The organism is Microbacterium sp. B35-04 (genome assembly GCF_010634885.1).
In the GTDB taxonomy this organism is placed as follows: Bacteria; Actinomycetota; Actinomycetes; order Actinomycetales; family Microbacteriaceae; genus Microbacterium.
The window spans coordinates 12,954-26,132 of record NZ_MWLP01000034.1; the positions used below are offsets into that span (position 1 = coordinate 12,954).

Consider the following 13,179-nt stretch of genomic DNA (forward strand, 5'->3'; position numbering starts at 1 on the left):
TCGGCGCGAGTACGTTAGGGGCGTGACCGCTCCCGTCGATGCCACCACCACGTCCGCGTGGGCCGAGCTCAGCTCGATCCGCGACTCGTTCACCCCCGATCTGCGCGATTGGTTCGCGATCGACCCGCGCCGTGCCGAACGGCTGAGCTTCGAGCTCGCCGACCTGCACGTCGACCTGTCGAAGAACCTCGTGACAGACGCGATCCTCGCCGCCCTCGTGCGTCTCGCCGAAGAGACCGGTGTCGCCGAACGCTACGCCGCGATGATCGCGGGCGAGCACATCAACACCACCGAGGACCGCGCCGTGCTGCACACGGCACTCCGCCGTCCGGCGGGCGCCCAGCCGGCACTGGTCGTCGGCGGGCAGGACATCGACGCCGAGGTGCAGTCGGTGCTCACCGCGATGACGGAGTTCTCGACCCGCGTGCGCGACGGCGAGTGGACGGGCGTGACAGGCAAGAAGGTCACGCACATCGTCAACATCGGCATCGGCGGCTCCGACCTCGGCCCCGTCATGATCTCGGCGGCCCTCGAGCCCTACGCGACCGCCGGCATCGAGGCGCGCTTCGTCTCGAACATCGACCCGACCGACCTCGCGCAGAAGACGAAGGGCCTCGACCCCGAGACGACGCTGTTCATCGTCGCGTCGAAGACGTTCACGACCCTCGAGACCCTCACCAACGCGCGACTCGCCCGCGACTGGCTGTGGTCCGGTCTCGAGGCATCGGGTGCGATCGACGGCGCTGCGACGGGGCTCAGTGACGAGCAGAAGACGGATGCCGTCGCCCACCACTTCGTCGCCGTCTCGACCGCGCTCGACAAGGTCGCCGCCTTCGGCATCGACCCCGTGAACGCCTTCGGGTTCTGGGACTGGGTCGGCGGCCGCTACTCCGTCGATTCTGCCATCGGGCTGTCGCTCATGATCGAGCTCGGCCCCGATGTCTTCCGAGAGTTGCTCGCCGGCTTCCACGCCGTCGACGAGCACGTCCGCACGACCCCGCTCGAACGGAACGTGCCGGTGCTGATGGGCCTGCTGAACGTCTGGTACTCGAACTTCCTCGGAGCGCAGTCGCACGCGGTGCTGCCGTACGCGCAGCAGCTGAGCCGCTTCGCCGCCTACCTGCAGCAGCTCACGATGGAGTCCAACGGCAAGTCGGTGCGCTGGGACGGCTCCCCGGTCACCACCGACACCGGCGAGGTGTTCTGGGGCGAGCCGGGCACCAACGGCCAGCACGCGTTCTACCAGCTGATCCACCAGGGCACGCGCCTCATCCCCGCCGACTTCATCGCGTTCGCGAACCCGGCTTATCGGCTGGCCGACGACGGCCGCGACGTGCACGGGCTGTTCCTGTCGAACTTCCTCGCGCAGACCAAGGCGCTGGCGTTCGGCAAGACCGCCGAAGAGGTCGAGAGCGAGGGCACCACGGGCGCGCTCGTCGCCGCCCGCACCTTCGCCGGCAACAAGCCGACGACGTCGATCTTCGCGCCCGCGCTGACCCCGTCGGTGCTCGGCCAGCTGGTGGCTCTCTACGAGCACATCACCTTCACACAGGGCGTGATCTGGGGCGTGAACTCGTTCGATCAGTGGGGTGTCGAGCTCGGCAAGCAGCTCGCGCTGCAGATCGCTCCGGCCATCGAGGGCGACGAGGCGGCGATCGCCGCACAGGATGCCTCGACCCGCGCGCTCCTCGCCTATTACGCCGCGCACCGCACGGTGTAGCGCCTCGGCCTGGAAGGGGGAGGATGCCCGATTCCCGGCATCCTCCCCCTTCGTCGTTTACGGCGACAGCGGCCTTCCCGTGCCTCGGATCAGGCCTTTCGGGGAAAACCGCTCCCACGATTCGTCCAGGAAAACACCGGGAGTCGTTCAGACGGCATGAGGCAGACTCGGGGGCTTGTGCGTCCGACCCGACGGCGCACGGCGCCGATTCCCGCGGCGCGCAACCCGAAGGATCGTACGTTCGTCATGCATTCAGATACGTCACACACGACTGCCCGCCGCCGCCGCTTCCTCATTCCCACGGTCGCCGCCGGCGCCGCCCTCGGCGTCGTCGTCACCGCAGGCCTCACCCTGGCCTCCCCGACTCTGGCGGCCGCCGCACCGCTGGCCGCGTCGGCCATCGCCTCGGCCGCGGCTCCCGAAGCCACCGCCGAGACCCTCCGCGACATCCGTGTCGACGCGCAGGGCACGCTGCTCACCGCCCGCGTCACACTCACCGAGGCGGCCGCGCTGACCTCCGACATCGCCACGTCCGGTCTCGATCTCGGCGTGGCCGACACATCGGTCGACACCGCCCCGCTCGAGGAGGCGACCGAGCGACTGTCGAAGCTCGACGTCGTGCCCATGCTCCTGGTGCCCGGCCTCGCGGCCGACGCGGCCGGCGTGACCGACAAGATCTCGGTGCGCGTCGCCGAACTGCGCGAGCACCTCGCCGCTGCCAAGGCGCAGAAGGCCGCCGAAGAAGCGGCAGCCGCCGCTGCCGCGGCCGCCGCAGCCGAGGCGCAGCGCCAGGCCGAGGCCGCCGCCGCGGCCGCCGCCGCGCTCGCTACCGCGAACACCGTCGACGGCGCCAAGGCGACCGCGCGCCAGATGGCCGCCTCGCAGTACGGCTGGGGCGACGGCCAGTTCTCGTGCCTCGACTCGCTGTGGGACAAGGAGTCGGACTGGAACTACCAGGCCTACAACTCCGGCAGCGGCGCGACCGGCATTCCTCAGTCGCTGCCCGGCAACAAGATGGCCACCTTCGGCGCCGACTGGCAGAGCAACGCGACCACGCAGATCGCGTGGGGCCTCGACTACATCGAGCGCGTCTACGGCGCCCCGTGCGCGGCGTGGGGTCACTCGCAGGCCACCGACTGGTACTGATCCGCGCCGCTCGGTCATCGAGCGAGCGTGTGAATCGAGACGCGGATGCCGCACCCGGCCGGGTGCGGCATCCGCGTTTTGTCATTCCGAGGGGAACGGGTTCGGGTCGAGCGCCCACGCGGTGATCGCGACCGTCGAGCCCTCCACGATGTCGAGCTCGATCGGCCACGAGCCGCGGGTCATGCCGGCGGTGGGCGCGGCGTGGACCGTCTTCGTCACCAGCGCGCCATGCGGCGAGGCGGCGTCCCACCCGAGGAGGGTCACGGCGTACCCGCCTGCGGGCACCTCGATGCGCTGCGGGCCGGGGTCCTGCGTCATGAAGGACCCGCCCTGCTCGAGGGTGACCGCGAGCAGGTGGCGGTTCTGGTCCTCGAACGCGACGTCGGGGTAGCCCTCGATCACGCACGGCTCCTCGGAGAAGTTCACGAGCCGGATCGGCATGCCCCGATGCCCGGTGGCCGCATCGGGCTCGCCCTTGAGCAGGGTCGCCTTGTCGGGCGTGCACCACTGCGGGTCGAGATCGCCGGATGCCGGAGCCGCCGTGGGCACCGGGGCCCCCGGTGCGTTCGGGTCGGGCAGCGCGCCGAAGGTGTTCTGCGCTTCGATCTCGCGTTGGGCGTCGACCTCGGCCTGGATCGCGGCCGTGCGCGCCTGGTCGGCCAAGACCCCGCCCGCGACCACCGCCACGACTGCGACGGCCGCCGCCGGCAGGAGCCAGACGGGACGCCGGGCCTGCGGCGCCGCACCGGATTCTGCGGGTGCCGGGGCGGGCACGCGGGCGACGAGGCCCGGCATCCATCCCACGACCAGACCCCAGAGGGCGCCCGCCGCTGCCGACGCGCCGAACTCGCCCACCAGGAGTCCGCGGGGTCCGGACATCGCGACGGAGCTCCACGCGGAGGCGACGTCGACGGCGAGTCCGACGAGCGCGCCTGCGGCGACGGCCGCGAACCACGCGCCGACGAGGAGCGCTCCGTGGCGTGCCGCGAGCGCGGTGAACAGCGCATGGCAGAGCGCGACGGCGAGCGCGCCGCCCAGTACGATCACGATCAGCCATCCGCCGACCGGACCCCACAGGAGCGACGGCGAAACGAGGTCGGGCACGAGGTTGCCGACCTGGGCGGCCCCGCCGGGGAGCTGCGAGAACACCCATCGGGCGCCGACGACGAGGATCCAGAGTGCCGCGGCGAGCGCGCTCGATGCGAGCAGGCGGCCAGTGGTGAGAGTGCGCATCGCCTCTCATATTGGCGAGCCCCGCCCCCATCCGCGAAACGCCGGCGCGTCGCTCGGACGTCCCGGCACCGCGCCCGGACGTCCCTGCCCGTGCGGGAGGCGCTTCACCCGGCCGCGCTCGCCGGGCGCGGCATCCGTCGCTCTCAGTCCTGAGCCGGACCGGGCCCGTACAGCTCGCCGATCTTCTGCGACGTGAACCAGCCGTCGTAGGCCGCGGACTTCGGCCATCCCTCGGGCGAGTCCTGCCAGTCCTCCTGACGGCCGTACGGCAGCAGGTCGATCAGGGGGAACGTGTGGCTCAACTGTTCGGTGCCACGGCCGTTCGTGTGCCACGTGCGGTACACGGTGTCGCCGTCGCGGAGGAAGACGTTCACCGCGAAGCCGCCGCCCGCTGGCGCGTCCATGTCGGCGCCGAACGGGCTGTCGGCCGTCGAGTACCACTCCATGCGGTTGCCGGTCTTCTCCTTGTACGCCAGCGCCTCGTCGATCGGCCCCTGCGTCACGATCACGAAGCGGGCGTCGTACGCCTCGAGGAAGTCGAGACGCGTGTACTGCGAAGTGAACCCGGTGCAGCCGGGGCAGTGCCATTCCTTGCCCTCGAACCACATGTGGTTGTAGACGATGAGCTGCGACTTGCCCTCGAAGACGTCGGCCAGGCGCACAGGCCCGTCCTTGCCCACGAGCGTGTACGCCGGCAGCTCCACCATCGGCAGCCGCCGCCGCTGCGCGGCGATCGCATCGAGCTCGCGCGTGGCGGCCTTCTCGCGGACGCGCAATTCGGCGAGTTCGCGGCGCCACGTCTCGGCGTCGACGACGGGCGGAAGGGCTAGCTGGGTCGTGCTCTGCATCGGGACCTCCGAGTGTGCGAGTGCGTATGTTCACACTGTACACATCTGGATGCCGGCGTCAAGGGGTCACGCGTCGACAGGCGGTGCCCGTCGCGCCTCACGAGCCGGAAGCGAAGAACTTGCTCGGGATCCTCGACATGTTCGAAGCGCTTCGATATCGTCGCGAACGGTCGAAGAAGACCATCACCGAACACGACAGGAGTGTTTCATCGTGAGATTCAGACGTTCAGCCGTCGGACTCGTCGTGGCGACCGGCGTCGTCGTCCCGCTGGCGATCGCCGCCCCCGCCACCGCGACGCAGGAGCCGACGCCGCCTGCGAGCGCGCCCGCGACCGATTACGAATGGTCGAACGCGGCCATCTCGGGCGGCGGATACGTGCCGGGCATCGTCTACAACCAGACGGAGCCGGGCCTGGTCTACGCGCGCACCGACATCGGCGGCGCTTACCGGCTCGACCGCGACACCGACGAGTGGGTGCCCCTGCTCGACCACGTCGGCTGGGACGACTGGAACCGGCTGGGCGTGCTCAGCCTCGCCACCGACCCGGTCGACACCAGCCGCGTCTACGTGGCGACGGGCATGTACACGAACGAGTGGGACGCGAACAACGGCGCCATCCTCCGCTCGGGCGACTACGGTGCCACCTGGGACGCCGCGCCCCTCCCCTTCAAGGTCGGCGGCAACATGCCCGGACGCGGCATCGGCGAGCGGCTGCAGGTCGACCCCAGCGACAACGATGTGCTCTACTACGGCGCCGAACAGGGCCAGGGTCTCTGGCGGTCGACGGACGCGGGCGTGACGTTCTCCCGCGTCGACTCCTTCCCCAACGCGGGCGACTTCGTGCCCGACGCCGGCTCGGGCAACTCGTACCTGATGCAGAATCTCGGCGTGCTGTGGACGGCGTTCGACACGTCATCGACGGATGCCGGATCCCCGACGCAGACGGTCTTCACGGCGGTGGCCGACACCGACGACATCCTCTACCGCTCCGACGATGCGGGCGCCACGTGGGCTCCAGTCACGGGTGCTCCGACGGGGTTCCTGCCGCATCACGGCGTGATCGATGAGGCCGGCCGCTTCCTCTATCTCACGACGAGCAACACGTCGGGACCCTACGACGGCTCCGACGGCGAGGTGTGGCGCTACGGCCTCGACGACCGCTCGTGGACGAACATCACACCGACCTACCGGCCGGTGGGCGTCGACTTCGGGTTCGGCGGACTCACGGTCGACAAGAGCGACCCCGACACGATCATGGTTGCGTCGCAGATCCAGTGGTGGCCCGACATCCTGATCTTCCGTTCGACCGACCGCGGCCAGACCTGGAGCCCGATCTGGGAGTACGCCTACGGCGCGGACGGCAGCACCACCCTCAACGCGCGCTATTCGCAGTCCGTCGATGAGGTGCCCTGGCTGACGTTCGGCAAGGAGCCCGGCAGCCCGGTGCCCTGGTCCGAGCCCGCACCGAAGCTCGGCTGGATGGTGTCGGCGCTCGAGATCGACCCGTTCGACTCCGACGAGCTGATGTACGGCACAGGCGCGACCATCTACCGCAGCGATGACCTGACCGCCTGGGACGAGCCCGGTAGCGTCATCCACCTGGCTCCCGAGGCGTTCGGCATTGAGGAGACGGCCATCCAGGATCTCGTGGCACCGGCCGGCGACGTCGACCTCGTGTCGGCGATGCTCGATCTCGGCGGCTTCGTCCACGACGACCTCGGCACCGTTCCGCAGAGCTTCCGTGCGCCGTACTTCGGCGGAGGCACGAGCGTGGATGCCGCAGGCCTCGCGCCCAACGTCATCGTGCGCGCCGGCACCGACGGCGGCGGCGCGCGCGTGGTCGCGGCATCCGTCGACTCGGGCGTCTCGTGGGTCACCTCGCCCGTGGCGGAGGGAGCGAGCGGATCGGGCACCGTCACCGTGACCGCCGACGGATCGGGCATCGTGTGGGCGCCCGATGGCGCGGCCGTACGGCACTCGGCCGATGGCGGCGTGACCTTCGCAGAGGTCGCGGGGCTGCCCGTGGGCGCGCGCGTCGAGAGCGACCGCGTCGACGCGTCGCGGGTGTACGCCTTCGCGGGCGGCGTGTTCTACCGCTCGGGCGACGGCGGAGCGAGCTTCGCCGCCGTGAGCAGCGGTGCGCTGCCGGCCGAGGGCCCGGTGCGCTTCGGCGCGACGCCGGGCGCCATCGGCGACGTGTGGCTCGCCGGCGGGTCCGACGAGGGCGGCGCCTACGGCCTCTGGCACTCGAGGGACGGCGGCTCGACCTGGGCCGCGGTCGCCGGATTCGACGAGGCCGACACCGTCGGCTTCGGCAAGGCGGCACCCGGTGCGACGAGCCCCGCGATCTACACCGCCGCCTCTCGCGACGGAGTGCGCGGCGTTTACCGGTCCACCGACGACGGTGCGACGTGGGCGCGCATCAACGACGACGAGCACGAGTGGGGCTGGATCGGCGCCGACATCGAGGGCGACCCCGATGTCTTCGGGCGCGTCTACATCGCGACGAACGGCCGCGGCATCGTGGTCGGCGACGACACCGCTGCGACCGCGCCCCCGACGTGGTCGTCGACCGCGGTATACGACGAGGGCGACGTCGTGACGTTCGACGGCGCCGTGTGGGCGGCGTCCTGGTGGACGAAGGGCGAGGCGCCGGGGTCGAAGAAGAACGGGGCGTGGCAGGAGATCGCCGCGACTCCGACCGGGGTCGCCGTCTGGACCGCGTCGCGCATCTTCGACAACGGAGACGTCGTCTGGAGGGATGACGGCATCTGGCGCGCGAAGTGGTGGACGCGCGGCGACGAACCGGAAGCCAAGAAGAACGGCCCCTGGGAGCGGATCGGCTGAGAGAAGCGGGGCGGTCGCCGGCGGGAGTGCCGGCGACCGCACTCGACGGCCCGAGGGAACTCGGCGAGCGCCGCCACGTGCTCCGTCCGAACCCGCTGCAGCTCCACGCGACAAGCAACCACGTACGTCGGATGGCGCGCATTCGCGAGCAGCAGGACCGTCCGGGGTGTGCCCGGTTCCAGCAGTGCATGTTTATGCGGGGTAGCGAGGATAGTCACTTCGTTCATAGGCTGGACAGGAAAGCAATCCACCTCGAAAAGTCATCTGGAGGATGATCGATGGAGATCACACGACGAACGGTCCTGACGGGCGCCGCGATCCTGGGAGCCGCCGCAGCGATCGGCGGCGCCGGTCCCGCAACGGCGGCGACCATGCCGGTGACGCAGGGCGACACGTCGGCGAACCCCAAGACGGTTGAGCGCTGGGGAATGCACGAGATCGTGCTGCGCGGTCCCGACAAGGGGAACCCATACGTCGACGTCACGCTGGCCGCCGTGTACCAAGGCGCGGGGCAGACGATCACTGTGCCCGGGTTCTACGACGGCGACGGGACGTTCCGCGTGCGCTTCTCGCCTCCGCAGACGGGCGAATGGACGTGGACGGTCGACAACAACCTGCCGGCGCTGCGGAACTCCGGACGCCTCACCGTCGTCGAACCGTCCGCGGGCAACCACGGTCCGGTGCAGGTCGTGCCAGGCGGCTACCACTTCGTCTACGCCGACGGGTCGCCCTTCCGCCAGATCGGCACGACGTCCTACTCGTGGGCGCTCCAATCGGATGAGAAGTGCGAGCTGACCCTGAACACCCTCAGCACGTCGCCGTTCAACAAGATCCGCATGCTCGTGTTCCCCAACGTGCCCGCGGTCGCGACCGATCCCTTCGTGCGCACGGGCACCGGGCCCAGGGACTGGGACCCAACGCGCATCGATCCCGCCTACTTCCGTCGGTATGAGACCCGCATCCAGCGGCTGCTCGAACTCGGGATCCAGGCCGACGTGGTCCTGTTCCAGCCATACGACCCCGCTCGCGGCTACTCCGACATGAAGCGCGCCGACGACGAACGGTACGTGCGCTACGTCGCCGCCCGTTTCGGCGCGTACCGCAACGTGTGGTGGTCGATGGCGAATGAGTACGACGACAACGAGACCAAGACGCTCGAGGACTGGGACCACCTGCTCCAGGTCCTCCAGGCAGCGGATCCGCACAGCAGACTGCGCTCGATCCACAACAAGAACATCTACTACGACGCACGCAAGGCGTGGATCACGCACGCGAGCATCCAGAGCTCGGGCGCCGCACTGGACGGCCTGCGCGCGCATTTCCACCGCCAGTTCGCCCTGAAGCCCGTGATCTTCGACGAGGTCGCCTACGAGGGCAACATCAGCGAGCGCTGGGGTCAGCTCTCCGGCGAGCAGATGACGCACCGGTTCTGGAACACCTTCGTCGGCGGCACCTACTGCGGGCACGGCGAGACCCTCAACCCCGAGCAGAAGCCCAGCATCTCCTGGCTCGGACAGGGCGGCACGCTGAACGGCACGAGCGCCCCGCGACTGGCCTTCCTCAAGCAGATCATGGAGGACGGCCCGGCTCCCGGGATCGACGCGCTGCAGCCCGACTGGGACTACGACATCGCCGGAGTCGACAGCCAGTACTACATGCGCTACTTCGGCGAGAGCGCGCCGACCGAGTGGGATGCCGTGCTGCCGAGCGGTGCCGGGCGGTCGTACAACGTCGACATCATCGACACCTGGAATATGACGATCACGCCCGCCGGCGTGTTCAACATGGCGAAGGTCCCCCGGGGCGCTCAGGATCCGGCTCGTCCCGCGATCTCTCTGCCGGGCAAGCAGTGGATCGCGGTCAGGTTCACCCGGGTGTGAGGAGACATCCCGCACACTGCGGGAACGCGCGAACAGACGTCGCCTATCCGTAGCTGGGCGGGGGGTCGGTCGGCGGCGGGTGCCGTCGATCGCCCCTCACCCCGGTCAGACGTTCGGGCGCACTCAGGGTCCGGACGTGCCGTCGGCCGCGGCGAGCTCCTCAGCGCGTCGATCGAGGACCTGCGCGACGCCCTCCTCGCGCGACGGCGTGCCCGGCGCTCATCGCTCGACCGACGGAGGGGCGACGTGGGCCCACAGCAACGACGACGAGTACGAGTGGGCCTGGATCAGAGCCGAGAGGGCGGCTTCGCGGCATCCATCTCGGCCGGTTCGATGACGCGCGCGGACTAGCATTTCGCCATGGCCAGTCACGCCGAGAAGCCGGAGCTGCACGTCGACACGGTGGCGGAGTGGGAGCGCTGGCTGGAATCCGCCCCTGACCCCGCCGGGGTTCGGCTGCGGCTGCGCAAGACGGCGACCGCCAAGCCAGGGATCACGTACGCCGAAGCGCTCGACGTCGCACTGTGCTTCGGATGGATCGACGGGCAGAAGCAATCGCTCGACGCCCACTACTTCCTGCAGTCGTTCACTCCGCGACGCCCGCGCAGCATCTGGTCGAAGGTCAACATCGGGCACGTGACGCGACTGATCGAGGAAGGCCGGATGCGGCCCGCGGGCCAGCACGAGATCGATCGGGCGAAAGCGGACGGACGCTGGGATGCCGCCTACCGCCAGCGCGACGGCGACCTCCCCGCCGAGTTGCAGGAGGCCCTCGATGCCGACCCCCCGGTCGCCGCTGCGTTCGCCGCGCAGTCCGCGCAGAACCGGTTCGCGATGGCCTTCCGCGTGGGGAACCTCAAGCGCCCCGAGTCACGTGCTGCCCGCGTCACCCAATACGTCGAGATGCTCAAGCGGGGCGAGTCGATCCACTGACGCGACCTTCGGTGGTCTCACCAATCACCCGCCGCACGGGCTTCCGGCGGGGGTAGGCAGACTCACAGGAAATGAATCACAAAAAGATAACGACAGACCCTTCCCTTCGTTACCTCGCCGTTATAGAGTTCATGCACGGTAGTTGTTTTGCTGTGGCAGCTACCGGCATGTGATTGCAGGACACTCTTGGTGCAAGGGACAAGGGCCGGTCGGTAGCCTCTCCGACCGGCCCTTACTCTTGCCCTCGATCAACGCCTCTCCTCCACAGCCAGGGCGAACCACACGCCCCCCGGCAGTTATCCACAGAAACCCGGCTTGACCAGCCTTTTGACCCGCACGGCCGCACGAGCAAGGGCCGGTCGGGGAACCCGACCGGCCCTCGCATCCGCGGCGACTGCTAGTGGTTGACCGCCTTCTCTGCACCGATGCCGGTGAGCGAGCGCACCTCCATCTCGGACTGCTTCGCCGCGTCCTCGGGGGTCTTGTCGAGCACGCTCACGATCCAGCCCAGCAGGAAGGCGAGCGGGATCGAGATGATGCCCGGGTTCGACAGCGGGAACCAGGCGAAGTTGATCGCCTCGGTCTTCAGCATCGACGTCTCAGAGCCCGACACGACCGGCGAGAACACGATGAGCAGGATCGCCGAGGTGAGACCGCCGTACATGCTCCACAGGGCGCCCTTCGTCGTGAAGCGCTTCCAGAAGAGCGAGTACACGATGGTGGGCAGGTTGGCCGACGCCGCGACGGCGAAGGCGAGTGCGACGAGGAACGCGACGTTCTGGCCGTTCGCACCGATGCCGCCGACGATCGCGACGATGCCGATGATGACCACGGTGCGGCGCGCGACCTTGACCTCGGCTCCCGGCTCGGGCTTGCCCTTCTTCACGACCGACGCATAGATGTCGTGCGCGAACGAAGCGGCCGCCGTGATGGTGAGACCGGCGACCACCGCGAGGATCGTCGCGAACGCGATCGCCGAGATGAGGCCGAGCAGCAGCGGTCCGCCGAGCGAGAACGCGAGCAGCGGTGCCGCCGAGTTCGGGCCGCCGGGAGCGGCGGCGATGACCGCCGGGCCGACGAGGGCGGCCGCGCCATAGCCGAGCACCAGCGTGAACACGTAGAAGATGCCGATCAGCCAGATGGCCCAGACCACCGACTTGCGCGCCTCCTTGGCCGTGGGCACGGTGTAGAACCGCATGAGCACGTGGGGCAGTGCGGCCGTGCCCAGCACGAGGGCGAGGCCGAGCGAGAGGAAGTCGATCTTCGCGACCTCCGACACGCCGTACTTCAGACCCGGGTCGAGGATCGCGGGGTTCTCGGCGACCGCGACGGCCTTGTCGAGAAGCGCGGAGAAGTCGAACCCGTTGAGCGCCAGCACCCACACGGTCATCACACCGGCGCCCGCGATGAGCAGCACCGCCTTGATGATCTGCACCCACGTGGTGCCCTTCATGCCGCCGATGAGCACGTAGAGGATCATGAGTGCGCCCACCACCGTGATGACGAGAGCCTGACCGAGCTGGTCGCCGATGCCGAGCAGCAGCGAGACCAGGCCACCGGCACCGGCCATCTGCGCGAGCAGATAGAAGAAGCAGACGACGAGCGTCGTGGTCGCTGCGGCGATGCGAACCGGACGCTGCTTGAGGCGGAACGACAGCACATCGGCCATCGTGAACTTGCCCGTGTTGCGCAGGAGCTCCGCGACGAGGAGAAGCGCCACCAGCCAGGCGACCAGGAACCCGATCGAGTAGAGGAAGCCGTCGTACCCCGTCATGGCGATCGCGCCGACGATGCCCAGGAACGACGCCGCAGACAGGTAGTCGCCGGCGATGGCCGCGCCGTTCTGGCCGCCCGTGAACGACCGTCCTGCGGCGTAGTAATCGGCGGCCGTCTTGTTGTTCCGGCTGGCGCGGAACACGATGACCATCGTCACGGCGACGAACGCGCCGAAGATGGCGATGTTGAGCCAGGGCTCACCGGGCGAGGTGCTCGCCGCTTCGAAGCGCAGCATCAGCGGGCCTCCTCGTTCTTGAGAGCGTCTGACTCGAAGGTGCCGGTCTCGATCTCGTCGCGGATCTCCTCCGCGAGCGGGTCGAGGTTGCGGTTGGCGTAGTGCACGTACCAGGTCGTCACGGCGAAGGTGGTGACCACCTGGGCCATGCCGAGCACCATCGCGATGTTGACACTCCCGAACACTCGGGTGGACATGAAGTCGTGCGCATAGGTGGCGAGCAGCACGTAGGCGAAGTACCAGGCGAGACAAGCGCCCAGAACGGGGAAGACGAAGCTCCGGTGGGTGCGCCGAAGCCGTTGGAACTCAGATGATGATTGGACCGCGCCGTAGTCGACCTCTGCGAGGTCTATGGCGGCGCGTGGGGCTTCGTTGCCCATGACGTCTCTCCTTCGAGGGGGGTCGGCGGGCCGTGGCCGCGCCGCTGCGTTGACAGTGCGACCATGGTCGCGCGCGGCCGGGCGGGCCGGGGGTGGCCGCCGTTCGTCGTCGGTGAACGGGGTTCATGGTGCGACGAACGGCGGATCGACGACGACGAACGACGGCGAGGAACGACGGCG

The 13,179-nt window shown here is 69.3% G+C and carries 9 protein-coding genes; 5 read left to right on the top strand and 4 right to left on the bottom strand.

Annotation, left to right across the window (positions count from 1 at the left end):
- Nucleotides 1-22 precede the first annotated feature (22 nt).
- Together pgi and B1729_RS09155 are read left to right on the top strand one after the other, a co-directional pair.
- A complete protein-coding gene (pgi, locus tag B1729_RS09150; RefSeq protein ID WP_163632256.1) occupies nt 23-1,720 on the top strand; it encodes a glucose-6-phosphate isomerase in 1,698 nt (565 codons plus the stop codon).
- Nucleotides 1,721-1,966: 246 nt separating this feature from the next.
- Complete coding sequence (locus B1729_RS09155) at nt 1,967-2,866, top strand: phospholipase (protein ID WP_163632260.1); 900 nt, start codon at nt 1,967-1,969, stop codon at nt 2,864-2,866.
- Between the two features lie 81 nt (nt 2,867-2,947).
- Here B1729_RS09155 and B1729_RS09160 read toward each other — a convergent pair whose 3' ends face one another.
- Nucleotides 2,948-4,099, bottom strand: a complete 1,152-nt coding sequence (locus B1729_RS09160) for a DUF4232 domain-containing protein (protein WP_163618251.1) — start codon at nt 4,097-4,099, stop codon at nt 2,948-2,950.
- Between the two features lie 143 nt (nt 4,100-4,242).
- Entirely contained in the window at nt 4,243-4,947 is a 705-nt protein-coding gene (locus B1729_RS09165) for a DUF899 family protein (protein WP_163618250.1), read from the bottom strand.
- 211 nt (nt 4,948-5,158) lie between these two features.
- Here B1729_RS09165 and B1729_RS09170 point away from each other — a divergent pair, with 211 nt between their 5' ends.
- The 3 genes from B1729_RS09170 to B1729_RS09180 all read left to right on the top strand — a co-directional run bounded on the left by B1729_RS09170 (nt 5,159) and on the right by B1729_RS09180 (nt 10,608).
- A complete protein-coding gene (locus B1729_RS09170; protein WP_163632264.1) occupies nt 5,159-7,795 on the top strand; it encodes a carbohydrate-binding protein in 2,637 nt (878 codons plus the stop codon).
- A gap of 278 nt (nt 7,796-8,073) precedes the next feature.
- The gene (locus B1729_RS09175; protein ID WP_163632266.1) at nt 8,074-9,675 is read left to right on the top strand and encodes a DUF5060 domain-containing protein; all 1,602 of its coding nucleotides are present in this window, start codon (nt 8,074-8,076) and stop codon (nt 9,673-9,675) included.
- A 360-nt stretch (nt 9,676-10,035) separates the two neighbouring features.
- Nucleotides 10,036-10,608 (top strand): YdeI/OmpD-associated family protein, encoded by a 573-nt coding sequence (locus B1729_RS09180; protein WP_163632269.1) that lies wholly within the window; start codon nt 10,036-10,038, stop codon nt 10,606-10,608.
- 397 nt (nt 10,609-11,005) lie between these two features.
- Here B1729_RS09180 and B1729_RS09185 read toward each other — a convergent pair whose 3' ends face one another.
- Together B1729_RS09185 and B1729_RS09190 are read right to left on the bottom strand one after the other, a co-directional pair.
- Nucleotides 11,006-12,619 (bottom strand): sodium/solute symporter, encoded by a 1,614-nt coding sequence (locus tag B1729_RS09185; RefSeq protein WP_163618246.1) that lies wholly within the window; start codon nt 12,617-12,619, stop codon nt 11,006-11,008.
- A complete protein-coding gene (locus B1729_RS09190; RefSeq protein WP_163618245.1) occupies nt 12,619-12,999 on the bottom strand; it encodes a DUF485 domain-containing protein in 381 nt (126 codons plus the stop codon). The genes B1729_RS09185 and B1729_RS09190 overlap by 1 nt, the downstream gene beginning before the upstream one ends.
- Nucleotides 13,000-13,179: the final 180 nt, after the last annotated feature.

Bases quoted from the DNA above. Each gene is read 5' to 3' on its own strand.
- B1729_RS09180 (WP_163632269.1), top strand. From the start codon at position 10,036: ATGGCCAGTCACGCCGAGAAGCCGGAGCTGCACGTCGACACGGTGGCG.
- B1729_RS09155 (WP_163632260.1), top strand. From the start codon at position 1,967: ATGCATTCAGATACGTCACACACGACTGCCCGCCGCCGCCGCTTCCTC.
- B1729_RS09190 (WP_163618245.1), bottom strand. From the start codon at position 12,999: ATGGGCAACGAAGCCCCACGCGCCGCCATAGACCTCGCAGAGGTCGAC.
- B1729_RS09165 (WP_163618250.1), bottom strand. From the start codon at position 4,947: ATGCAGAGCACGACCCAGCTAGCCCTTCCGCCCGTCGTCGACGCCGAG.
- B1729_RS09160 (WP_163618251.1), bottom strand. From the start codon at position 4,099: ATGCGCACTCTCACCACTGGCCGCCTGCTCGCATCGAGCGCGCTCGCC.
- B1729_RS09175 (WP_163632266.1), top strand. From the start codon at position 8,074: ATGGAGATCACACGACGAACGGTCCTGACGGGCGCCGCGATCCTGGGA.
- B1729_RS09185 (WP_163618246.1), bottom strand. From the start codon at position 12,619: ATGCTGCGCTTCGAAGCGGCGAGCACCTCGCCCGGTGAGCCCTGGCTC.